Genomic DNA, 21,772 nt, shown 5'->3' on the forward strand with positions numbered 1-21,772 from the left:
ATGCGAAAAAAGGCCCGCCGCGATGGGCGGGCCTTCTCGCAGAGATCGGGCTCGGCGTCAGCCGAAGATCGTCTGGTTCATGGTCATGGTCGCCAGCATCGGCACCGACAGCAGGGTGTTGATGCGGGAGAACAGCATGGCCTTGCGGCCGGCCGCCGCCTTGGCGTCGGCGTCGCCCTCGACGATGCCCAGGGCGATCTTCTGGGCCGGCCAGATGAACGCCCAGACGTTGACGAACATCACCGTCGCCAGCCACATGCCCAGGCCGATGAAGGTGTGCTGCGGCGCCTGGAAGCCGTCCATGGCGCCCAGGGTGAAGGCCTCGACCAGGTAGCCGCGGTTCCACGCCAGGATCACCCCCATGACCCAGGTGGCCAGCGCCGCCCAGCGGAACCAGAACAGCGCCTCGGGCGCGATGTACTTCGAAACCGCCGGCTTAAGCTCGGCCGGGATCTCCGGCATCTTCCGGATCTGCACGAAGTTGAAATAGTACAGCAGGCCGATCCACAGGATGCCGAACACCACGTGCAGCCAGCGGAACACGCCCTGCCAGAAGATCTGGTCCCAGGCGGCGTTGTGCATGCCGTAACCGGCGACGATGATCAGCGCCAGGATGAAGCTGACGATCAGCGTGTTGCGAAGATTAGCGAGTAGTCCAGCCATGACTTGCCCTCCGAAGTCGTTCCCCAGGGGACTCGTATAGGGCGTTTCGCCGCAGGCTGAAAGGCGACGCTGGAGGAGCCTCTTGGGGGGGTCAGACGGCGATCAGGGCCGCGGCCAGCCGGCGGCCCTCGGCGGTGAGCACGTTGTAGAGGCGGGCTGCGGCCGGCGTGTCCATGAACTCCAGGCCGATGCCGGCCCGCTGCAGGGCTTCCCGCACGGGCCGGGGCGGAAGCGCGTTGCGCGCGCCGACCCCCAGCAGCACGAACTCCACCTGGGCGCGGCCGGCTTCCAGCACCGGCGCGAGCGCCTCGACCGTGAGGTCGGCGAGGCTCGCGACGGCCCAGGCGCGCGGTTCATCGCCCAGGATCAGCACCGAGCCCTCATGGCGCTCGCCCGAGAGGCGGAAGCCGCCGTCGCCGTAGGCGTCGACCGTGGGGGCGTTGCGGGCCATGCGGCCGCTCCTTTGGCCTTAGGGCTGGACCTTGGCCGGCTTGAGCGGCTCGGCCTCCTCGTCGTTCCGTTTCACGCCCCACAGCAGGATCACCGGGGCCGCGACGTAGATCGACGAATAGGTGCCGATGATGATGCCGAACATCAGGATGAGCGACATGCTGTAGAGGCTGGAGCCGCCGAACACGGCCAGGCCGCCCAGGGCCAGGATCGCCGTCAGGCCGGTGATCACCGTCCGCGACAGCGTCTCGTTGATGGACAGGTCGATGACCTCGCGAAGCGGCATGCGCTTGTACTTGCGCAGGTTCTCCCGCAGGCGGTCGAACACCACGACGGTGTCGTTCATCGAGTAGCCGATGATGGTCAGGATCGCCGCCACCGTCGTCAGGCTGAACTCGAAGCCCGCGAAGGCGATGATGCCGAAGGTCAGGATCACGTCGTGGAACAGGGCCACGACGGCGCCGACGCCGAACTGCAGCTCGAAGCGGAACCAGATGTAGACGAGCATCAGGCCGATCGCGAGGCCCAGCGCCATCAGGCCGCTCCGGAAGAGCTCGCCCGAGACCTTGGGGCCCACCACGTCGGCGCGGGCGAACGTCACCTGGCCGAGGGTCTGGGTCAGGGCCGCCTTCACGCGGTCGGCGGTCTGGGCCGGGCTCGCGCCTTCCGGGGTCTGGAAGCGCACCAGGGCCGAGGTGTCGGCGCCGAAAGCCTGCACCTGGACGTCGCCCAGGTTCATCCGCTCCAGCGTGCCGCGCACCGTCGCCAGGTCGACGGCCTTGGGCGCCGTCGAGAGTTCGAGCACCGTGCCGCCCTTGAAGTCGATGCCGCACGACAGGCCGCCGCAGGGCGGCGCGAACGGGAACAGCGACCGGCCGAGCGAGGCCAGCACCATGACGATCGACAGCACCGCCGCGAACTTGGCGAAGCGGACGAACGCGAAGTTCGTCTTGACCGGCAGGATCTTGATCAGGGGCCACATGGCGGGGCCTTCCTAAGCGATCGGCAGGGACTTCGGGCGGGTGGCGCGGAACCACCAGGCCAGAAGCACCTGGGTGATGAGGACGGCGGAGAAGACCGAGGTCACGACGCCGATCGAGAGCGTCCAGGCGAAGCCCTTCACGGGGCCCGCGCCGAACTGGAACATGATCAGCGCCGCCAGGATGGTCGTGACGTTGGCGTCGACGATCGTGCTCATGGCCCGGGAAAAGCCCGCGTCCATCGAGGCGATCACCGAGCGGCCCGCGCGAATCTCGTCGCGCATGCGCTCGTAGATCAGCACGTTGGCGTCCACGGCCACCGCGAGCGTGAGGATCAGGCCGGCGATCCCCGGCAGCGTCAGCGTGGCCTGGGTCAGGCTCATGACGGCGATGATCAGGAGGCCGTTGACCAGCAGGGCGACGATCGAGATGCCGCCGAACAGGAAGCCGTAGGCCAGCAGCATGAAGACCACGATGGCGGCGAAGCCCACCGCCGTGGAGATCTGGCCGGCCTTGATGGCGTCGGCGCCGAGTTCGGCGCCCACCGTGCGCTGCTCCTCGACGTTCAGCGGCGCCGGCAGCGCGCCGGCCCGCAGCAGCACGGCCAGGTCGTTGGCGCTCTGGGGGGTGAAGTTGCCCTCGATGTAGCCCGAGCCGCCGGTGATGGCCGAATTGATGACCGGGGCCGAGATCACCTTCTTGTCGAGGACGATGGCGAAGCGCTTGCCGATGTTCTGGGTCGTGGCGTCGCCGAAGCGGCGGGCGCCCTGGCCGTTGAAGCGGAACTCGACGATCGGCTGGCCGGTCTGGGGGTGGAACGCCTGGTTGGCGGTCGTCAGCATCTCGCCGGTGACCACCGCGCGGCGCTTGACCACCACGAAGGGCGTCACGCCGTCCTCGCTGGGCAGCAGCTCGGAGCCGGGCGGCACCCGGCCGGCCGCGGCCTCGTTGAGGTCGGCCGTCTCGTCGACCATCTGGAAGGTCAGCTTGGCGGTCTGGCCGATGACGTTCTTCAGGCGCTCGGGATCGCTCTCGCCCGGAGCCTGGACCACGATGCGGTCGGCGCCCTGGCGGATGATGGTGGGCTCGCGCGTGCCCAGTTCGTCGATGCGGCGGCGGATGATCTCGATGGACTGCTCCACCGCCCGCGCGGCCTCGGACTGAAGGGCCTCGGGCACGAAGGCGATGCGGATGCGCTGGTCGGCCTCGGTCGAAACGGTCACGTCGCGCCCGCCGGCCACACCGGCCAGCGGGGCGCCGAGCGTGTTGCGCAGCAGCTTCTGGGCCGCCTGGATCTGCGCCGGGTCGGTGATGCGCACCGACACGGCGCCGTTCACGACGCCGAGGTCGGTGAAGGCGATCTGCTCCTCGCGAAGCTGGGTGCGGACATCCTCGACCGTGTTGGTCAGGCGTTCGGCGCGCAGCGCGGCCGTGTCCACCTCCAGCAGGAGGTACGAACCGCCCTGGAGGTCCAGGCCGAGATTGAGCGTCTTCTTAGGCAGGAAGCCCGGCAGGTTCGCCCGGGTCTCCGGCGGCAGCACGTTCGGCAGAGCGAAGAGCACGCCGAGCGCCACCGACAGGACGACGAGGAGAACCTTCCAGCGCGAAAGGTTGAGCATCGGAAGGCGGCTTTTCGCTTAGGCCTTGGCGTCGTTCGCCGCGGCCGGCTCGCCTTTGGCGCGGACGTCGGCGATCATCGACTTGACCACCTTCACCGTGACGCCGGTGGCGACCTCGACCCCCACTTCCTTGTCCTCGACGCGGACGATCTTGCCGATCATGCCCGAGGAAAGGACGACGGTGTCGCCGCGCTTCAGCGCGCTCAGCATCTGCTGGTGCTGCTTCATCCGCTTCTGCTGCGGCCGGATCATCAGGAAGTAGAACAGCGCGACCAGGGCGATCAGCGGCAGGAACTGGATCAGCATGGCCTCGGGACCGGCGGCGGCGCCGCCGGCGGCTTGGGCGTAGGCAGGGGTGGCGAACATGGCCTCTCCGGATTGCGGGCGGGGCGGCCCCAAGCGGCCCCGTTCGAAAGTCGGCGGAAGCTATGCGCAGCGTCAGCCTTTTGCAATGGAACCTGGGGCCGGTTAAGCCGTCGCGCCATGGACGCCGAGCTGAAACCCCTCCTGGAACGCATCGCGCAGGCCCTCGAACGCCTGGCGCCCCCGCCCCGCACCGAAACGACGTTCGCCGGCGCACGCCTGTTCCGGCACGATCCCGACACCGGCGCCTTCCACCCCGCGCCCGACTATCCTCTGCCCCTGGACAGCCTGATGGGCGTGGACCGCCAGAAGGCCCGGGTGTTGGAGAACCTCGAGCGGTTCGCCGCGGGCCTGCCCTACAACCACGTCCTGCTCTGGGGCGTGCGCGGCGCCGGCAAGAGCTCGATCGCCAAGGCCGCCTTCATGGCGGTCGCCGCCGACGACGCCGCGCTGAAGCTCGTCGAGGTGGACCGCGACCAGGTGACCGCCCTCCCCGGCCTGTTCGACGACCTCAGGACCCGGCCCGAGCGCTTCGTTGTGCTATGCGACGATCTGTCGTTCGAGGAAGGCGCGGCCGCCGCCAAGGCGCTGAAGTCGGCCCTGGAAGGCGGCGTCTCGGGCCCGCCGGCCAACGTCCTCTTCGTGGCGACCTCCAACCGCCGCCACCTGATGCCGCGCACCAATGTCGAGGACCGCGGCATGGTCGCCGCCCACGAGGACGCCGAGGAGGAGGTCAGCGTCTCGGACCGCTTCGGCCTGTGGATCGGCTTCCCGCCCATGGACCAGCCGACCTACCTCGCCGCCGTGGCGGGCTATGCGAAGCGCTACGGCCTGACAGTCCCCGACCTGGAGCGCCGCGCCCTCCAGTGGGCCCAGATGCGCGGCGGCCGCTCGGGCCGCGTCGCCTGGCAGTTCATCCGCGACCTCGCCGGCGAGCTGGGGAAAAGCCTGCCGCTCTGATTTCCCTCCCCCTCGTGGGGAGGGTGGCGAGCGCAGCAAGACGGGTGGGGAGGTGCTGATCAGGCGGCAGACCCCCAGTCCGGTCGCCACTCCCCCACCCTGGCCGCTCACGCGGCCTGTCCCTCCCCATTAAGGGAGGGAAATCATCTCGGCAGCACCAGCGCCGGGTCGATCGGCCGGGCGCGTTCCTCGGGATTGGGCGCGTAGCGGACCTCGAAGTGCAACTGCGGCTCTGTGACGCCGCCTGTGGAGCCCACCTGGCCGATCTGCTGGCCCTGGGTGACCTTCTGCTGCATCTTCACGTCCACGCGGGCCAGGTGGCCGTAAGCCGTGACCCAGCCGTCCGCGTGCTTGATCAGCACCAGGTTCCCGAAGCCCGGCACCTGGTCGCCGGCATAGACCACGTCGCCGGCCGCGGCGGCCCGCACCGGGTCGCCGGTGCTGGCGCGGATATTGACCCCGTCGTTGCGCTGGCTCGGTCCCTTGGGGCCGAAGCCCGACAGGATGTCGCCCCGCACCGGCCAGACGAAGCGGCCGCGGCCCATCTGCGAGACCTGGGCGTCGCTGGGCGGGGCCGAGGCGACCGGCGCCCCGGTGATCGTGGGCGTCGGGCCGGATGGCGGCGGCGTCGGCCGGGACGCAACCTGGGGCGCGGCCTGGGCCGGCGGGGGCGCAGTGCGCGCCGGGGCCGGCGGTGGCTGGGCCCGGCCCGTGTAGGGCTGGGGCTGCGAGGGCAGGCGCGGGGGCGGCTCCTCGGCGCGCGGCGCGGGCGGTTCGGTGCGGACGGGCGTCGGCGGCGGGCTCGCCTCGGCCGTCCGGACCGGGGCTGGAGTCGACACCGGGGCCGGACGCTGCACGGGAGGCGGCGGCGCCTCGACCTGCACGCGCTCGGTCGTGACGATCGGACCCTTGTCCTTGAATCCGTCGGGCAGGCGCAGGCGCTGGCCCGGCCGCAGGGTCGAGCTCAGCGTAAGCTCATTCTCCTCGGCGATGGCGCTGGCGGAGACCCCGAAGCGCCGTGAGATCGCATAGAGGGTGTCGCCGGACCCGACGACATAGGCCCTGGCGTCGCTGCTGGGTCCCTTAAGCTCCTGACCGGGCCGGATGACGTCCGACTTGAGCTTGTTGTCCTTCTTGAGCTGCTCGACCGTGGTGTCGAGCTTCTTGGCGATCCGCTCCAGATTGTCGCCGGACTTCACCTCATAGATCTTGGGCGGGCCGTCGACGTCCACGACCTTGCCAGTCACGCTGCGGGTCGTGACGGTCTTGTAGACCGGCGCGGGCGGCGGGGCCTGGACGGCAGGCGGCGGAGCCTCGGGCCGGGCCTCTGGGGGACGGGCGGCCGGCAGGGGAGCGTCGAGCGGGCGCGATTCCACGGGCGCGGCGGCGCGCGGCGCCTCGGGCGGCGGCTCCTCGACGCGCGCGGCCGCGGGCGGCGGGGTCTGGGGCCGGGCCGCGGGCGGCGGCGGCTGGATCACCGGCGGCTCGATCGGGAAGTTCGGCGTCGCGCACGCCGTCAGCGCGCTGGCGGCCAGCAGGATCAGGATCGGGCGCGTGGGGAAATGCGTCATCGCCGCTCCGGGGTGGAGGTCAAAGAGAATCATCGGGGCGTAGGGGGGGATCATGGCGGCGGGCCGGCGCCCCCGCCAACCCGCAAACCGACGCAGCCGAGGCCTCGCGGCCTCAAAGCTCCTTGGCCACGCCTTCGAGAAGGGGCACGAAACGGACGTCGATGAGGTCCTCGACCTCGAACCCGCCCTTGCCGTCGCCGACGTAGCGGCGAAGGCTCTGCACCGGCCCCTTGCCGATCGGCGCCACCAGGATCCCGTTCGGCTTCAACTGCGATAACAAGGCCTTAGGCTCGCCCGGCGCCGCCGCCGTGACCATAATGCGGTCGAAAGGCGCCTGCTCGGGCCACCCCTCCCCGCCGTCGCCGAAGCGGGTGATGACGTTGGTCAGGCCCAGCGCCTTGAACCGTCCCTCCGCCTCCCGCATCAGCGTGCGATAGCGTTCGACCGTATAAACCAGACGGGCGAGCTTCGAGAGGATCGCCGTCTGGTAGCCGCTGCCGGTGCCGATCTCGAGCACCCGGTCGCGCCTGTCGACCTTCAGCGCCTGGCTCATCAGGCCCACGATGAACGGCTGGCTGATCGTCTGGCCGCAGGCGATGGGCAGGGCCGAATCCTCGAAAGCCCGCTCCTTGAACAGCTCGGGCGTGAAGAGCTCGCGCGGCGTCTTCTCGATGGCGTTCAGCACCTTGGGGTCGCTCACCCCCTGGGAGCGGAGCGCCAGGATCAGCCTGGCCATGCGGGTCTCGGGCGTGTCCGGCTCGGCCATGCGTCAGATCTTCGGCGGCGGCCCGCCCAGCTTGCCCTTCAGGTCGTACACGGCCGGCTGGTGGGTCAGGTCGATATGGAGCGGCGTCACCGAGATCTTGCCCTCGTAGAGCGCACGAAGGTCGGTGCCCTCGGGCGGGCTGGACCGCGCGTTGCGGAAACCGATCCAGTAATACTCCTTGCCCCGCAGGTCGGTCCGTCTTTCGGCGTGGCGGACGTGCACGTCGCGGAAGCCCTGGCGGGTGACCTCCACCTCGGTGATCTCGGACACCGGGCGATTGGGGAAGTTGATGTTGAGCACCACGTCCGAGGGCCAGCCCAGCTCGACCAGCCGTTTGATGATCCCCGGCCCGAAGACCTCGGCCGGCTCGAAGCTCTCGCCAGGCTCGTAGAACCCCATCTGGGAAAGCGCGATCGAGGGCACCCCCAGGGCCATGCCCTCGATGGCGCCGGCCACCGTGCCCGACATGGTGACGTCCTCGGCGAGGTTCGCGCCCCGGTTCACGCCCGAGAGCACCAGGTCCGGCTTCCTGCCCTTCACCAGCTCGTGGACGCCCAGCATCACGCAGTCGGTGGGCGTGCCGGTGGTGGCGAAGCGGCGCTCGCCCAGCGTGCGGACCCGCAGCGGCTCAGCGAGCGTCAGCGCCCGGCTCGCGCCCGACTGCTCGTACTCGGGCGCGCAGACCCATACGTCGTCCGAGAGCTGGGCCGCGATCCGCTCCAGCGCGGCCAGGCCGTCGGCGTGGATGCCGTCGTCGTTGGTGATGAGAATCCTCAACGCTCGCCCCCGATGTGGGTGAGCCCGCCCATGTATGGCTGCAGCGCCTGGGGAATGGCGATCCGGCCGCCCTCGTCCTGGTAGTTCTCCAGCACGGCGACGAGCGTGCGGCCCACGGCCAGGCCCGAGCCGTTGAGGGTGTGGACGTAGCGCGTGCCCTTCTCGCCGGCCTTCTTGGTCCGCGCGTCCATGCGGCGGGCCTGGAAGTCCCCGCAGTTCGAGCACGAGCTGATCTCGCGGTACTTCTCCTGGCTCGGCAGCCAGACCTCGAGGTCGTAGGTCTTGCGGGCGCCGAAGCCCATGTCGCCCCGGCACAGCAGCATGGTGCGGAACGGCAGCTCCAGCCGCTTCAGCACCGCCTCGGCGCAGGCGACCATGCGCTCGTGCTCGGCCTCCGACTCCTCGGGCGTGGTGACCGAGACGAGCTCGACCTTGTTGAACTGGTGCTGGCGGATCATGCCGCGGGTGTCGCGGCCCGAGGCGCCCGCCTCCGAGCGGAAGCATGGCGTCAGCGCCGTGAAGCGCAGCGGCAGCTCCTCCTCGGCGACGATCTGGCCCATCACGAGGCTGGTGAGTGGCACCTCCGCCGTCGGGATCAGCCAGCGGCCGTCCGTCGTCTGGAACAGGTCCTCGGCGAACTTCGGCAGCTTGTCGGTGCCATAGGCCGCCGCATCGTTGACCAGCAGCGGCGGGTTGACCTCGGTGTAGCCATGCTCCTGCGTCTGGAGGTCCAGCATGAACTGGCCGATGGCCCGCTCCAGCCGCGCGAGCTGGCCCTTCAGCACCACGAAACGGGCGCCGCTCATGCGCGCGGCGGCCTCGAAGTCCATCAGCCCCATGGCCTCGCCGAGGGTGGCGTGGTCCTTCGCCTGCCCGATGGCGAAGGGCTCGCCCCAGCGGCGGACCTCGACGTTGTCGTGCTCGTCGGCGCCGTCCGGGACCTCGGGCGCCGGGATGTTGGGCAGGCTGGACAGGATGGCCTTGAGCTCATCGCCGGCCGCGCGCTCGACCTCGCCCTGCTCCTCCAGCGTCTTCTTCAGCGCCTCGACGTGGGCCATCAGGCGGGCGGCTTCCGCCTCGTCCTTCCGGGCCTTGGCCTGGCCGATCTTCTTGGAGGCGTCGTTGCGCTCGGCCTGGGCCGACTGCAGAGCGGTCTGGGCGGCGCGCAGCCGGGCGTCCAGCGCCAGGATATCCTCGACCTTGCCGGACGAGCCCTTCGCCGCCCAGGCTTTCTCGTAAAGCTCGGGGTTTTCGCGAATGGCTCGGATGTCGTGCATGGGGACCGCTTGTCGCTAGAGGGGCTCTCTCTAGTGCGCGTCGGCGGGGGCGCCAAGCGGGCGTCAGGTCGCGACGACGTCCGTCCCCGCCTCGGCCTCCTCCCGACGCCGGCGACGCTCGATGATCACCACGCACCAGATCGAGATTTCGTAGAGCAGGATGATCGGCAGGGCGAGCAGGGTCTGGCTGATCGGGTCGGGCGGCGTGACGACCGCGGCCACGACGAAGACGCCGACGATGGCGTAGCGCCGGCCGGTCCGCAGCATCTCCGAGTTCACCAGGCCGGCCATGCCCAGCAGGGTCAGCACCACCGGGAGCTGGAAGCACAGGCCGAAGGCCAGCAGCAGGGTGGTGACCAGCGTCAGGTAGTCCGAGACCTTGGGCAGCAGCTCCACCGAGATCGCGCCCGTGCCCACGATCTGCTGGCTGAGCGAGAACCACAGCACGAACGGCAGGATGACGAAGTAGACCAGCGCCGCGCCGAGCAGGAACAGGCTGGGCGCCGCCACCAGGAACGGCAGGAAGGCGCGGCGCTCGCGCTTGTAGAGGCCCGGCGCGACGAAGGCGTAGACCTGCCAGGCCAGCACCGGGAAGGTCAGCACCACCGCCCCGAAGCCCGCGAGCTTCAGCTTGGTGAAGAAGAATTCCAGCGGCGCGGTGAAGACGAGCCTCAGGTTCTCGCCCTGGAGCTGGGGGACCTCCTTCAGGCCGGCCAGCACCAGCAGCAGGTCGAAGGGGCCGCTGGAATGCCCCGCCCGCTGGGCCGCGAACAGGCGCGCGGCCATCTCGAACGGGTGCAGCAGGGCCGCGTAGATGGTGGTCGAGAACCCGAAACAGACCACGAAGCCCACCACGATGGCCGCCACGCAGACGATCAGCCGCTTGCGCAGCTCGATCAGGTGGTCGAGCAGCGGGGCCCGCGAGGCCTCGATCTCGGCGTCGTCATCGTCGTAGCGGCTCATTCCACGACCTTCTTGGCGCGCCCCCTGGCGGGCGCCTTCGGCGTCGCGGCCTTGGCGGACGCCGCCTTGGGCTTCGCAGCCGTCGCCCGCGGCTTGCGGGGGGCCTTGGCCGGTTGGGCGATGGGTTCAGGCGCCGGCGACGGCCCGGGCTCGGCGTACTGATGGCTCATCGGCGGATGGAGCTGGACGCCGACGTCCGACAGGCTCCTTTCGATATCGCTGGCGGCCTCGCTCATGGCCCCGTCGGTGATCGACAGGTCGGCCACCTGCTCCCGGCGCATGGCCTCGACCTCCCGGCGCAGGTCGTCCAGCTCGGACTGGCGGGCCATGTCGTCGAAGCTGGCGCGGAACTCGGCGGCCATGCCCCGGATCCTGGCCATGAACTGGCCGATCCGCCGCATCAGCAACGGCAGGTCCTTGGGCCCCACCACGATCAGCGCCACGGCGGCGATGACCAGGAGCTCTGTGGCGCCGATCTCGGGAAGCATGGCTGACCGCCTAAACGCAAGCGCCGGCCGCGATCAAGCGGACCGGCGCGCCGGATGCCGAAAGCGCGGCGGCCTCAGCCGCGGGCCTTGTCCTTTTCGCTCTCCTTGGGAAGCGGCTTGGCGGTCGTGTCCTCCGCCTGCTCGCCCTCGCCCTTCAGGCCGTCGCGGAAGGCGCGGATGCCCTTGGCGGCGTCGCCCATGATGCTCGACAGCCGGCCGCGGCCGCCGAACAGCAGCGCCACCACGACCAGAACGATCAACCAGTGCCAGATGGAAAAAGAGCCCATGAGGCCAAACTCCTTGTGCGTCCCCCCGGCGAGACGTCAGGGGCCTATATAGTCCGGGGATGCGAGGCGCGCCACGGCGACGAAGCGCCCTACTCCCGTTCGCCGTCCTCGCCCAGGAAATCCATATGGAATTCCGGCGCTTCGCCCAGTTCCAGCGCGTCCTCCTCGGGCGCGCCTTCGCCCGGCGTGGGCACGGTGAAGTCGGCGGGCAGGTCCAGCGACAGCAGGCCGGCGGCCCGCATCTCGGCCATGCCGGGCAGGTCGGCGAGGCTGGCGAGCCCGTAGTGTTCCAGGAAGGCGTCCGTGGTGCCGTAGGTGACGGGCCGGCCCGGCGTGCGCCGGCGTCCCCGCATCCGCACCAGCCCCAGCTCCAGCAGCACGTCCAGCGTCCCCTTGCTGGCCTGCACGCCGCGCACGGCCTCGATCTCGGCCCGGGTCACCGGCTGATGGTAGGCGATGATGGCCAGGGTCTCCTGGGCGGCCTTGGACAGGCGGCGCGGCTCGTTCCGCTCCTCGGTCATCAGCCAGGCCAGGTCCTCGGCCGTCTGGAAGCGCCAGGCGCCGGCGACCTTGGCCAGCACCACGCCGCGCCCCTCGTAGCGGGCGGCGAGTTCCTCCAGCGCCCCGGCCACGTCGGCGCCCTCGGGCAGCCGTCCGGCCAGGTCCTCCTCGGTCAGCGGCCCGGCGGCGGCGAACAGCAGGGCCTCGACCTCGCGGGCGGTCTCCATCCGGTCAGACATGGTCTTCCCTACCCTTCTGGGGAGGACGCTTGGACCGCAGGTAGATGTCGGCGAAGGCTTCGAGCTGGCGGGCCTCGAGCGCGCCTTCCTTCACGAGCTCCAGAGACGCCGACAACGTGGAAGCGACGTAGGACGCCCGGCTCGGGCCCGTCCCGTGGCCGAACGGCGCCACGCCGGTGAGCGGCGTCCAGCGGTCGAGGTCGGGCAGCAGCCGGCGCAGGCGCTCGCGCGCCTCCTCCAGCGGATAGGCCTGGGGCGGACGGGGCGTGTAGTGGCGATCGGCCTCGCGCTTGCGCTGGCCGATGTAGGCGCTCATCAGCTCGTAGAGGTCGCCCTCGATGCGGCCCGACGGCACGACCTTGATGGCCTCGGGGTCGCCGCGGCCAAAGACCTCCTGGCCGAGCTGCGGGCGGTTCTTCAGCGCCTCGGCGGCGTTGCGCATGGCCTCCAGCTTGGCGAGGCGGAAGGCGAGCCGGGCGGCCATCTCCTCGGCCGGCGGCTCCTCGGCCTTGGGCCGGTCCGGCTTGGGCAGCAGCAGGCGGGATTTCAGATAGGCCAGCCAGGCCGCCATCACGAGGTAGTCGGCGGCCAGTGAGAAGCGGCGGCGGCGCGCCTCCTGGACGAAGGCCAGGTACTGCTCGGCCAGCTTCAGGACGGACAGCTTCAGCAGGTCCACCTTCTGGCTGCGGGCCAGGGCCAGGAGCACGTGCAGCGGGCCTTCGTAGCCCTCGATATCGACGATCAGGGCCTCGCCGTCCTCGGCGGCGACAGCCGCGGCGGCGAAGTCGAGGGAGGGCTGGAAACCGCCGCTCATGCCGCCCAACGTCCCTGGAACGCCGCCTCGAACCGGGCGACGGCCTCGGCCACATCCAGCGGCTCCGGCGTCCCGGGAACGCGGGACAGGGCCGCACTCGCCCGCTCGGCCGCGCGGCCGGAAAGCTCGCCCGCGCCGTCGATCACGGCGCGCATCTCGGCCATGTCGCCGTTGCAGTGCAGGACCACGTCGCAGCCGGCGGCCAGCGATTCCGCCGCGCGCTCCGCGAAGCTTCCCGTCAGCGCCTGCATGGACAGGTCGTCGCTCATCACCAGCCCGTCGAAGCCGATGGCGCCGCGGATCACCCGCTCGAAGATGATCTCGGACGTGGTGGCCGAACGCTCGGCGTCCACACTGGCGTAGATCACGTGCGCCGTCATCGCCATCGGCATGTCGGACAGCGCCCGGAAGGGGGCGAAGTCGCGGGCGTCGAGGTCGGCCCAGGACGCCTCCACCACCGGCAGCTCCAGGTGGCTGTCTGCCTTCGCCCGGCCGTGGCCGGGGATGTGCTTGACGATGGGCAGGACGCCGCCGGCGATCAGGCCCTCGCAGGCCGCCCGGCCCAGCAGCGCCACGTCGTCGGGCGTATCGCCGTAGGCGCGGTCGCCGATGATCTCGTGACCCTCGGGATCGGGCACGTCCAGCACCGGCACGCAGTCCACGTTGATCCCCAGCCCCGCCAGGTCGTGGGCGATCAGGCGGGCGCCCAGGCGAGTGACCTCGCGCCGCTCGGCGGCGGGCAGATCGCCGTAGGCCCGGCCGGGCGGATAGGCCCGCCACTGCGGCGGCCCCAGGCGCTGCACCCGGCCGCCCTCCTGGTCGATCAGGATGGGCGCATCGCCGCGGCCCACCGTCTCGCGCAGGGCGGTCGTCAGGCGGCGGACCTGGTCCGGGGTCTCGATGTTGCGCGCGAACAGGATGAAGCCCCAGGGCCGCACGTCGCGGAAGAACGCGGCCTCCTCCGCCGTCAGCCGGGGGCCCGAGCAGCCCAGGATGGCCGCCGTGGCGCTCACCGGACGAAGCAGGCCTTCCCGGCGGCCTTCAGCCTGGCGCAGAACGCGGAGGCCTCCTCCCGGCTGTCGAAGCCGGTGACGGCCGTGCGGTAGAGCGTGGCGCCGTTGCGCTCGATCTTCTCGACGCTCTTGCCCTTGCCGGCGGCGAGGCCCGGCGCGGCGGCGACGGCCTCGCTCCAGGTCTTGTCGGCCAGCGCCGGCGTCGAGACGGCGCCCACCTGGACGGCCACCGAACCGGACGCCGCGGGCTTCGGCGCAGGAGCCGTGGGGGCCGGGGCCTTGGGCTCGGGCGCCTTCGGAACGGGCGCGGCCGGCGCCTTGGCCACCGGGGCCGGGGCGGTCTTCTGGACCGGCGGCGGCTGCGCGGGCGCCTGGGCCGGCAGGGCGGGCCGCAGCGCCGGGACGGCGGCGACCTGCTGAGGCGGCGGCGCGGCGGGCGCGGCGGGCTGGGTCACCACGACGGGCGTCGTGGGCGCCGGGCGCGGCTGCGGCTGTTCCGGGCCGGGCGTGAACTGCGGCGTGGTCTCCACCGGAGCGCCGGGCGCATCCGAGCGGTAGATCTGCAGGCCCGCGGCCGGGTCCTGGGGCTGGGCCTCGGGCGGCGCGGCCTCCTTCATGCCCGTCACGGGCGCGCCAACGGCCTGGGGCGCGTCGCCGGCCTGGCGGACGCCCGAGCGGTAGAAGACGAAGATCGCCGCCACCAGGCCGGCCAGCACCAGGACGCTGATGATGAGCGTGATGGGGATCGGCCGGGCGCCGCGCACGGGCTGGCGGGCGTCGAACGACAGCGGCGCGTCGGTCGGGGGCGTGTAGGCGCCGCGCTCATGGTCGGACATCGCGAGAGCTCCGTGGATAGGCACGCTGGGCGCGAATCGCGCGTGTTCAGGCGCAGTCTAGCGAAGCCTGCGGCCCGCCAGCGCCCGCGCGCGGCATTTTCTGTGGGTGATCCGGGGCGGGAATGCGGCGAAGCCGCGCGCCCTCAACCCCAGACGTCGAGGTGGAACAGCTTGCGGTGCTCTTCGATCGCGAAGCGGTCGGTCATCCCGGCGATGTAGTCGCAGACCACCCGCGCCCGGCCGGCCTCGTCGCGGCCGTGGGTCTTGGCCTGCCATTCGGTGGGCATGACGTCGGGCTCGGCCATGAAGAGCTGGAACATCTCGGCCAGGATGCGGCGGGCCTGGCTGCGGGTGCGGTTGACCTTCCAGTGGCGGTACATCCGCTCCATCAGGAAGGCGCGGAGCTGGGCCAGGTCCTCGGCCATGTCGCGCGAGAAGGCCACGAGCGCGTGGCCCAGGTTGCGGACGTCCTCGGCGCTGTCGACCTTGCCGTCTTCGGCCCGGCGGCGGGTCTCGGCCATGACATCGTCGACCATGGCCCCGATCATCCGGCGCACGGCCTCCAGGCGGATGATCTGCTGGTCGCAGTCGGGATAGTCCGCGAGCGCCGAATGGACGTGCGGCCCGATCAGGGGCACGTCCAGAAGCTCTTTCAGGAAGAACAGGCCGGCCGACACGCCGTCGTCCACGTCGTGGTTGTTGTAGGCGATGTCGTCGGCCAGCGCAGCGACCTGGGCCTCGGCCGACGCCCAGCCCGATAGGCGCAGGTCGTATTCGGCGTCGAACTCGGCGATGGCGCTCCACGAGGGCCGGGTCAGCTTGTCGGTCACCGGCCCGTTGTGCTTGATGACGCCTTCCAGCGTCTCCCAGGTCAGATTCAGCCCGTCGAAGCGCGGGTAGCGGCGCTCGAGCTTGGTCACGACCCGGAACGTCTGCACGTTGTGGTCGAAGCCGCCGAAATTTCGCATCTGGATCTGCAGTTCGTCCTCGCCGGCGTGGCCGAACGGCGGGTGACCCAGGTCGTGGGCGAGCGCGATGGTCTCGGCGAGGTCGGCGTCCAGCCCGAGCGCCGTGGCCACCGAGCGGGCGATCTGGGCCACTTCCAGCGAGTGGGTCAGGCGGGTGCGGAAGTGGTCGCCCTCGTGGGCGACGAAGACCTGGGTCTTCTCCTTCAGGCGGCGGAAGGCGCTGGTGTGGATGATCCGGTCGCGGTCGCGGGCGAAGGCGGTGCGCGTGCGGCTCTCGGCCTCGGCGACCTTGCGCCCTCGGGAGCGGGCGGCGTCCTCGGCGAAGGCCGCGCGGGCGGCGACGAAGGTCTGGGTGTCTTGGGCGGGCATCGAACCGGTCTTCTCGTCTGGCCCCTTGGTCGAAGCCGCTCAGGCCCTCATATAGTTCACGCCGTCATTTCATTTAACAGACCATGACCACCACCGACGTCACGCTTTCCCCCGCCGCCGCCCAGCGCATCCGCGCCATCGGGGAAACCGAGGGCCGGCCGGTCATGCTGCGGGTGGCCGTCGAGGGCGGGGGCTGTTCCGGCTTCCAGTACCAGTTCGACCTGGTGGACGAGGCCCAGCCCGACGACCTGAAGGTCGAGCGCGACGGCGCCGCGGCCCTGGTCGACGTGGTTTCGTTGGCCTTGCTCAAGGGTTCGGAGATCGATTTCGTAGATGAACTGGCCGGCGCCGAGTTCAGGGTGAGGAACCCCAACGCCAAGTCCAGTTGCGGCTGCGGCGTCAGCTTCTCGATCTAGACGGCCGAATCTCCCCAAAATCGCCGACAACTTGCCTCGTTACCCGAAATGAGGAGGCAGGCCGCCTGGCTTCTTGCCGCCCAGTTGTCTCAGGCGCAGACTTCCCTTCCCGCTTGAGGGAGTGCGGGACATGCGCCGCTTCATTCTGCAGCATAACATCGCCCGTTTCCGCGAGCGCCTGGCCGTCGAAACGGACCCCAGCGCCCAGCGGACGCTGCAGGGCCTGCTCCGGGACGCCGAGCGCGAGCTGGCGATCGCCGAGGCCGAACTCTACGGCGCACATCCCGGCCCTTGTCCGAAGCCGGCCGGCCCGTCGCTCTGGGACTCGCCGGAACTCTCCGCGTTCCGGACCGAATTCCACGCCTCCCACCAGATGCTCATGCTCCTCGACCACGGTCCGGGGCTGCACATCGTCGACATCAACCGCCGCTTCGTCGAGGTCACCGGCGTGAGGCGCGAAGACATCGTGGGCAAACCCCTCTTCGAGGCCTTCCCCGACAATCCGGACGAGCCGGACGCGTCGGGTGTCCAGATCCTCTACGACTCCCTGAAGGTCGTCCTGGAAACCAGCCGGCCGCACGCCATGGACGCCCTGCGCTATGACGTACGAGGCGCCGATGGGGAATGGGTTGAACGCTGGTGGCGGCCGGTGAACGCGCCGCTCTTCGACGAGCACCGGCGCCTAGCCTACATCCTGCAGAGCTGCGAGGAGATCAAGGCTCCCGCGACGGCGAGGGCGCCATGTCCGGCCGACGGGTTCACGGTCGCCATGCCGGCCCTGATCCCTCTGTAAGCGCCCGACGCGCGTCCGCGGTCTAGCCGAGCGCCGCACCCAGCTTCTCCAGCAGCCAGCGCGTCCCCTCCTCCCGCCCGCCGGCGTCGTCGTAGCCGTCGAGGAATGCGCCCTGCTCGGTCATCACGAGGCGCGTGCCGGCCCCGGCGGCGTGGAACTCGATCGTCGCCAGCGAGACCGAGAGCTTCACGCCGTCCTGCCACATGTCGTAGGCGTAGATGATCCGCTCGTCGGGGATGACCTCGAAGTAGCGGGCCTGGAAGTCCGAGACCTTGCCGCCGGGGTGCTTGCCCCACAGGCGTTCCGACCCACCCGGCCGGAAGTCCATCGAGCGCTCGTAGATCTCCGTCCCCTCGGGTCCGTCGAACCACCGGGCCTTGGCCTCGGGCGTGGCCCAGGCGGCGAAGACACGCGCCGGCGGAACGGGATAGGTCCGCTCGATATGGAAGGTCGCGTGGACCACGTTGCGGTCGGTCATGAGGACTCCTCGGGGTTGGCGGCGAGATAGGCGCCGAGGCGGTCCAGGCGCAGCTCCCAGGCCGTGCGGCGCTCGTGGATCCACTGCTCGGCCAGGCTGAGCGCGGCCGGTTCGATGCGGCAGGTGCGGACGCGGCCGACCTTCTCCGAGGCGACCACGCCGGCCGCCTCCAGCACGCCCAGGTGCTGGACCACGGCGGGCAGGCTCATGTCGAACGGTCGGGCGAGGTCGCTGACCGAGGCGGGGCCGCGGCTCAGGCGCTCGACGATGGCCCGCCGCGTGGGGTCGGCCAGCGCCTGGAACAGGATGTCGAGATCGCCGCTCATGCCGCCTTGCGGCCGGGGAACATGTGCCAGACCGGCTGGGCCTCTTTCAACGTGCGGGCGAACGACGGCCTCGCCTCCAGCCGGCCGAGATAGGCGCCCAGCGTGGGATGCGTGGCGCGGAACGGCAGGACCTTGTCGGCGTAATACAGAGCCGGGGCCGCGGCGCAGTCGGCCAGGGTGAAGCCCTCGCCCGCCGCCCAGGCGCGGCCGGCCAGCTCGCCCTCCAGCCAGCCGTACGCCTTGGTGAGCAGGGCGTCCGCCTGGGCCACGCCCACGGGATCCTCGCCGCCCCGGAAGTTCTCGGCGACGATCCGGGACATGGGCTCCATGACGTAGTTATCGAACACCCGGTCCAGCGTCCGGACCTGAAGCGCGGCCTCGGGGTCCGCCGGGATCAGTCCGGCCGAGGGTGCGTGGAAGACCTGGAGGTATTCGATGATCACGCTGGTCTCGGGGACGATCCGCCTACGCCCGGCGTCTTCCAGCACCGGCATCTTGCCGAGCGGCCAGCGGGCGTAGTGGGCCGCGCGCGAGGCCTCGTCGTAGGGCTCTATGAGCCGCGTCTCGAACGGCAGGCCCGCCTCGTAGAGCGCGACCTTCGCCTTCCAGCAATAGGACGACAGGGGGTGCTCGTGGAGGATCAGGGTCATGGCTCACCTTCACTTAAGTTATTTCTTAAGTATCAGCGCGCGACGGGCCGCGCAAGCCATTGAGCATGAGCGCGGGCCCCACTAGCTTCCGCGTCCAAGCCTCGCCGGAGCCCCCCGATGCGCATCGCCACCTGGAACGTGAACTCGATCAATGCGCGTCTGGAGACGGTGCTGCGCTGGTTCGAGGCCGCCCAGCCGGACGTCGCCTGCCTGCAGGAGATCAAGTGCGTCGACGAGAAGTTCCCCGCCGAACCCTTTGAACGGCTTGGCTATAATCTCGCGATCCATGGCCAGAAGACCTACAACGGCGTGGCCCTGCTCTCGAAGCGGCCGCTGGAGGACGTGACGCGCGGCCTGCCGGAAGGCGACGGCGACGACCAGGCCCGCTACATTGAGGCCGTGGTTTCCGGACCCCAGCCGGTGCGGGTCGCTTCCATCTACCTGCCGAACGGCAATCCCGTCGGGACCGAGAAGTTCGCGTACAAGCTCGACTGGATGGGCCGGCTGCACCGCCACGCCCAGACCCTGCTCGCCCTGGAGGAGCCGTTCGTCCTGGCCGGGGACTACAACGTCATCCCCGAGCCCCGCGACGCCGAGTTTCCCAAGAACTGGGAAGGCGACGCCCTCTTCCAGCCGGAGAGCCGGGCGGCGTTCCGGGCGCTGAAGAACCTGGGCCTCACCGAAGCCTATCTCCAGGCGGACGGCGCGCCCGGCGCCTATACATTCTGGGACTACCAGGCCGGCGCCTGGCAGCGGAACAACGGCATCCGCATCGACCACGCCCTGCTCTCGCCCCAGGCCGCCGACCTGCTGCGCGGGGTCACCATCCACCGCGACGTGCGCGGCTGGGACAAACCCTCCGACCACGCGCCGCTCGTGGTGGAACTGGAGGCCTGAGCTCCACCATAGGCCGACTCAGAAGAACGGGCGTAGGCTGACGGGATGGACGAGGTCGCACGCCTGATCCTGCTGATGGCCTTCACCGGCGGCGCGCTCACCCTGCTGGGCGGGGCGTTCGTCTGGTATCTTGACGAGGGCCGCCGCATGCGGCGCAGCCTGAAGAAGATGCTGGGCGGAGAGCCCCACGCGCTCCTGCTGGCCCGGGGCAGCGGCACGGGCGTCGGCTTCGACTTCGGATCGAACAGCGTGGCGGTCACCTGGGAATCCGGCGGCTGGTGCCTGCTCTACAGGGTGGACGAGCTGATGGGCGCCGAGCTGATCCGCGACGGCCAGGTGGTGGCCCGCACCCACCGCGGCGAGGCGCGCCGGGCGCTCGACCAGATCTCAGGCGCCGAGGAGCAGGTGCGCCTCCGGTTCGTGTTCGACGACCCAGCCTATCCCGATTTCGCGCTCGACCTGTGGACCGCCGACGACGCCGGACGGCGCAAGTCCCAGACGCCCGCCGAGGCCCTGCAGGAGGGCAACCGCTGGATCGCTCGGATGGAATCCCTGCTTCGCCGGCCGGTCCCCCGTCGCGGCGCGACGATCAGCGAAGCCGCCCCGCAGGCGCCCGCCCCGGCCGCGCCCGCTCCCGCCGCCGCCCCGCCATCTCCGATCGCCGAAGCGCCCGCGCCCGACGAGGATGCCCCCTTCAACCCGGAGGCGTCCTTCGACGTGGATGAGCCCGACGACCGGGACGCCCCCCGCGCCATGACTTGACGCTGTAAATCTATCGAGCCACGCTCGGCGCAAAGGAGGCTCACGCCATGACCAACCTGATCGCCGCCGCCGCCTTCTTCGTCCTGATCCACCTGCTGATCTCGGGCACGCGCGTCCGCGACGGGCTCGTCGCGCGGATCGGGGGCGGGCCCTACATGGGCCTGTTCGTGGTCCTGTCGTGGGTCGGGCTCATCTGGCTGGGTTTCGGCTTCGTCCAGGCCCGCTCCGCGCCCGGGAACGAGGTCTTCTGGGGCCTGAGCACCGGGACGCGTCACCTTCAGCTCGCGCTCCAACTCGTCGCGGTCGCCTTCATCGTCATCGGCCTCTCCACCCCCAACCCCACCAGCGTCCGCCAGGAGGGCGCGCTGGATCGGCCGGACCTGGTGCGCGGCATGCTGCGTGTCACCCGGCATCCGTTCCTGTGGGGCGTGGCGATCTGGGCCGTCGGCCACCTGATCGTGAACGGGGACGTGGCCAGCCTGATCCTGTTCGGCTCGCTGCTGGCGCTGGCGCTGTTCGGGACGGCCAGCATCGACGCCAAGCGGCGTCGCGCGCTGGGGGCCAAGTGGGACGCCTTCGCCGCCCAAACCTCCAACGTCCCGTTCGCGGCCATCGTCCAGGGGCGGCAGAAGCTCCGCCTGGGGGAGATCGGCTGGTGGCGCTTCGCGCTCGCCCTGCTGGTCTGGGCGGCGCTCGCCTGGGCCCACCCGTACTTCACGGGCGTCACGGCCCTGCTCTAGGCTCGCCTCTACCCCAGGGCGAAATCCACGGCGGCCTCGCAGTGCACGAGGCTGGTGTCCACGGCCGGCACGTCCAGATCGTCCTGGGCCAGCAGCATCCCCACCTCGGTGCAGCCCAAGATCACGCCGTCCGCCCCTTCGGCGCGCGCCCTGGCGACCATCTCCAGCGCCCGGGCCTTGGAGGCGGGGCTGACGACGCCCTGGCAGAGTTCGTCGTAGATGATGGCGTGCAGCCGGCCCCGGTCGGCCTCGCCGGGGATCAGGCAGTCCAGCCCGGCCGCCGCCAGCCGGTCGCGATAGAATGCCTGCTCCATGGTGAAGCGGGTCGCGAGCAGCAGCGGCCGCTTCACGCCCCGGGCCTTCAGCGCCGCCGCCGTGGCGTCGCCGATGTGCAGGAAGGGAACCTCGATGGCCGCCGCGATGGCGGGCGCGTTGAGGTGCATGGTGTTGGTGCACAGCAGGATGGCCCGCGCGCCCGCGTCCTGCAGCCGCCGCGCGCCGTCGGCCAGGATCCGGCCCGTCTCGTCCCAGCGACCCTGCGCCTGCAGTTCGGCGATCCCGGCGAAGTCCACGGACCACAGCAGGAGGTCGGCCGAGTGAAGCCCGCCCAGCCGCTCGCGGACCAGGCGGTTGAGCTCTCGATAGTAGATCGCCGTGCTCTCGGCGCTCATGCCGCCGAGAAGTCCGAGGGTGCGCATGGTCAGGGCTCCGACTCGTTGCGGCTGGTCTAGGCGCGGGGCGGGCCGGGCGGAAGGTCCAGTTTCCCGCCCGCGGCGCTCTACCTGGACGCGCGCTGCAATGCGGCG

27 protein-coding genes are annotated in these 21,772 nt (G+C 70.7%); 6 read left to right on the forward strand and 21 right to left on the reverse strand.

The features are described from left to right. Nucleotides 1-57: 57 nt before the first annotated feature. From ACK4TT_RS03545 to yajC, 5 genes are all read right to left on the reverse strand, one after another. Nucleotides 58-663, reverse strand: a complete 606-nt coding sequence (locus ACK4TT_RS03545; RefSeq protein WP_409642372.1) for a urate hydroxylase PuuD — start codon at nucleotides 661-663, stop codon at nucleotides 58-60. 91 nt (nucleotides 664-754) lie between these two features. Then, the gene (locus ACK4TT_RS03550) at nucleotides 755-1,114 is read right to left on the reverse strand and encodes an Mth938-like domain-containing protein (protein WP_409642375.1); all 360 of its coding nucleotides are present in this window, start codon (nucleotides 1,112-1,114) and stop codon (nucleotides 755-757) included. 18 nt (nucleotides 1,115-1,132) lie between these two features. Continuing rightward, a complete protein-coding gene (gene secF / locus ACK4TT_RS03555) occupies nucleotides 1,133-2,095 on the reverse strand; it encodes a protein translocase subunit SecF (protein ID WP_409642378.1) in 963 nt (320 codons plus the stop codon). Nucleotides 2,096-2,107: 12 nt separating this feature from the next. Beyond that, nucleotides 2,108-3,712 (reverse strand): protein translocase subunit SecD, encoded by a 1,605-nt coding sequence (gene secD / locus ACK4TT_RS03560; RefSeq protein WP_409642381.1) that lies wholly within the window; start codon nucleotides 3,710-3,712, stop codon nucleotides 2,108-2,110. An 18-nt stretch (nucleotides 3,713-3,730) separates the two neighbouring features. Next, entirely contained in the window at nucleotides 3,731-4,078 is a 348-nt protein-coding gene (yajC, locus tag ACK4TT_RS03565; RefSeq protein WP_409642384.1) for a preprotein translocase subunit YajC, read from the reverse strand. Nucleotides 4,079-4,195: 117 nt separating this feature from the next. On the opposite strand from yajC, the gene ACK4TT_RS03570 reads away from it, so the two are divergent. Continuing rightward, on the forward strand, nucleotides 4,196-5,035 hold the full coding sequence (locus tag ACK4TT_RS03570; protein WP_410212459.1) for an ATP-binding protein: 840 nt from the start codon (nucleotides 4,196-4,198) through the stop codon (nucleotides 5,033-5,035). 143 nt (nucleotides 5,036-5,178) lie between these two features. On the opposite strand, the gene ACK4TT_RS03575 is transcribed toward ACK4TT_RS03570, so the two are convergent. From ACK4TT_RS03575 to ACK4TT_RS03630, 12 genes are all read right to left on the reverse strand, one after another. After that, nucleotides 5,179-6,606: a peptidoglycan DD-metalloendopeptidase family protein gene (locus ACK4TT_RS03575; protein ID WP_410212460.1), complete on the reverse strand. Its 1,428-nt coding sequence runs from the start codon at nucleotides 6,604-6,606 to the stop codon at nucleotides 5,179-5,181. Nucleotides 6,607-6,718: 112 nt separating this feature from the next. After that, nucleotides 6,719-7,372 (reverse strand): protein-L-isoaspartate(D-aspartate) O-methyltransferase, encoded by a 654-nt coding sequence (locus ACK4TT_RS03580; protein WP_409641422.1) that lies wholly within the window; start codon nucleotides 7,370-7,372, stop codon nucleotides 6,719-6,721. A gap of 3 nt (nucleotides 7,373-7,375) precedes the next feature. Then, on the reverse strand, nucleotides 7,376-8,149 hold the full coding sequence (gene surE, locus ACK4TT_RS03585) for a 5'/3'-nucleotidase SurE (protein ID WP_410212461.1): 774 nt from the start codon (nucleotides 8,147-8,149) through the stop codon (nucleotides 7,376-7,378). Beyond that, nucleotides 8,146-9,426 carry a serine--tRNA ligase gene (serS, locus tag ACK4TT_RS03590; protein WP_410212462.1) on the reverse strand — a complete coding sequence of 427 codons (1,281 nt, stop codon included), beginning with the start codon at nucleotides 9,424-9,426 and terminating at the stop codon, nucleotides 8,146-8,148. The genes surE and serS overlap by 4 nt, the downstream gene beginning before the upstream one ends. A 63-nt stretch (nucleotides 9,427-9,489) precedes the next feature. Continuing rightward, complete coding sequence (tatC, locus tag ACK4TT_RS03595) at nucleotides 9,490-10,389, reverse strand: twin-arginine translocase subunit TatC (protein ID WP_409641430.1); 900 nt, start codon at nucleotides 10,387-10,389, stop codon at nucleotides 9,490-9,492. After that, nucleotides 10,386-10,877, reverse strand: coding sequence for a Sec-independent protein translocase protein TatB (gene tatB / locus ACK4TT_RS03600; RefSeq protein WP_410212463.1), 492 nt, complete (start codon nucleotides 10,875-10,877; stop codon nucleotides 10,386-10,388). The genes tatC and tatB overlap by 4 nt, the downstream gene beginning before the upstream one ends. A 74-nt stretch (nucleotides 10,878-10,951) precedes the next feature. Then, nucleotides 10,952-11,164, reverse strand: a complete 213-nt coding sequence (locus ACK4TT_RS03605) for a twin-arginine translocase TatA/TatE family subunit (RefSeq protein ID WP_410212464.1) — start codon at nucleotides 11,162-11,164, stop codon at nucleotides 10,952-10,954. An 89-nt stretch (nucleotides 11,165-11,253) separates the two neighbouring features. Further along, nucleotides 11,254-11,904 carry an SMC-Scp complex subunit ScpB gene (gene scpB, locus ACK4TT_RS03610; RefSeq protein ID WP_409641439.1) on the reverse strand — a complete coding sequence of 217 codons (651 nt, stop codon included), beginning with the start codon at nucleotides 11,902-11,904 and terminating at the stop codon, nucleotides 11,254-11,256. Continuing rightward, on the reverse strand, nucleotides 11,897-12,718 hold the full coding sequence (locus ACK4TT_RS03615) for a segregation and condensation protein A (RefSeq protein WP_409641442.1): 822 nt from the start codon (nucleotides 12,716-12,718) through the stop codon (nucleotides 11,897-11,899). The genes scpB and ACK4TT_RS03615 overlap by 8 nt, the downstream gene beginning before the upstream one ends. After that, on the reverse strand, nucleotides 12,715-13,731 hold the full coding sequence (gene nagZ / locus ACK4TT_RS03620; protein ID WP_409641445.1) for a beta-N-acetylhexosaminidase: 1,017 nt from the start codon (nucleotides 13,729-13,731) through the stop codon (nucleotides 12,715-12,717). The genes ACK4TT_RS03615 and nagZ overlap by 4 nt, the downstream gene beginning before the upstream one ends. Further along, nucleotides 13,728-14,567, reverse strand: coding sequence for an SPOR domain-containing protein (locus ACK4TT_RS03625; RefSeq protein WP_409641449.1), 840 nt, complete (start codon nucleotides 14,565-14,567; stop codon nucleotides 13,728-13,730). Before ACK4TT_RS03625 ends, nagZ begins: the two co-directional genes overlap by 4 nt. A gap of 143 nt (nucleotides 14,568-14,710) precedes the next feature. Beyond that, a complete protein-coding gene (locus ACK4TT_RS03630; protein ID WP_409641452.1) occupies nucleotides 14,711-15,904 on the reverse strand; it encodes a deoxyguanosinetriphosphate triphosphohydrolase in 1,194 nt (397 codons plus the stop codon). Nucleotides 15,905-15,987: 83 nt separating this feature from the next. Here ACK4TT_RS03630 and erpA point away from each other — a divergent pair, with 83 nt between their 5' ends. Continuing rightward, complete coding sequence (erpA, locus tag ACK4TT_RS03635) at nucleotides 15,988-16,320, forward strand: iron-sulfur cluster insertion protein ErpA (protein ID WP_409641455.1); 333 nt, start codon at nucleotides 15,988-15,990, stop codon at nucleotides 16,318-16,320. Nucleotides 16,321-16,450: 130 nt separating this feature from the next. Beyond that, on the forward strand, nucleotides 16,451-17,113 hold the full coding sequence (locus ACK4TT_RS03640; protein WP_409641458.1) for a PAS domain-containing protein: 663 nt from the start codon (nucleotides 16,451-16,453) through the stop codon (nucleotides 17,111-17,113). Between the two features lie 22 nt (nucleotides 17,114-17,135). On the opposite strand, the gene ACK4TT_RS03645 is transcribed toward ACK4TT_RS03640, so the two are convergent. Genes ACK4TT_RS03645 through ACK4TT_RS03655 form a run of 3 tightly spaced genes read right to left on the reverse strand, consistent with a single transcriptional unit; the run spans nucleotide 17,136 to nucleotide 18,567 of the window. Further along, nucleotides 17,136-17,591: an SRPBCC family protein gene (locus tag ACK4TT_RS03645; RefSeq protein ID WP_410212465.1), complete on the reverse strand. Its 456-nt coding sequence runs from the start codon at nucleotides 17,589-17,591 to the stop codon at nucleotides 17,136-17,138. Beyond that, complete coding sequence (locus ACK4TT_RS03650; protein WP_409641464.1) at nucleotides 17,588-17,917, reverse strand: ArsR/SmtB family transcription factor; 330 nt, start codon at nucleotides 17,915-17,917, stop codon at nucleotides 17,588-17,590. Before ACK4TT_RS03650 ends, ACK4TT_RS03645 begins: the two co-directional genes overlap by 4 nt. Continuing rightward, complete coding sequence (locus ACK4TT_RS03655) at nucleotides 17,914-18,567, reverse strand: glutathione S-transferase family protein (RefSeq protein ID WP_410212466.1); 654 nt, start codon at nucleotides 18,565-18,567, stop codon at nucleotides 17,914-17,916. Before ACK4TT_RS03655 ends, ACK4TT_RS03650 begins: the two co-directional genes overlap by 4 nt. Before the next feature lie 117 nt (nucleotides 18,568-18,684). Between ACK4TT_RS03655 and xth the strand changes: the two genes are divergently transcribed. The 3 genes from xth to ACK4TT_RS03670 are packed head-to-tail and all read left to right on the forward strand — an operon-like array spanning nucleotide 18,685 to nucleotide 20,966. After that, the gene (gene xth / locus ACK4TT_RS03660; RefSeq protein WP_409641470.1) at nucleotides 18,685-19,464 is read left to right on the forward strand and encodes an exodeoxyribonuclease III; all 780 of its coding nucleotides are present in this window, start codon (nucleotides 18,685-18,687) and stop codon (nucleotides 19,462-19,464) included. Between the two features lie 45 nt (nucleotides 19,465-19,509). Continuing rightward, entirely contained in the window at nucleotides 19,510-20,226 is a 717-nt protein-coding gene (locus tag ACK4TT_RS03665) for a hypothetical protein (RefSeq protein WP_409641473.1), read from the forward strand. Nucleotides 20,227-20,273: 47 nt separating this feature from the next. Next, the gene (locus ACK4TT_RS03670; protein WP_409641476.1) at nucleotides 20,274-20,966 is read left to right on the forward strand and encodes an NnrU family protein; all 693 of its coding nucleotides are present in this window, start codon (nucleotides 20,274-20,276) and stop codon (nucleotides 20,964-20,966) included. Between the two features lie 8 nt (nucleotides 20,967-20,974). Here the strand turns inward: ACK4TT_RS03670 and ACK4TT_RS03675 are convergent, their stop codons facing one another. Further along, complete coding sequence (locus ACK4TT_RS03675; protein WP_410212467.1) at nucleotides 20,975-21,664, reverse strand: aspartate/glutamate racemase family protein; 690 nt, start codon at nucleotides 21,662-21,664, stop codon at nucleotides 20,975-20,977. Between the last annotated feature and the right edge of the window lie 108 nt (nucleotides 21,665-21,772).

Source organism: Phenylobacterium sp. (assembly GCF_046463815.1).
In the GTDB taxonomy this organism is placed as follows: Bacteria; Pseudomonadota; Alphaproteobacteria; order Caulobacterales; family Caulobacteraceae; genus Phenylobacterium.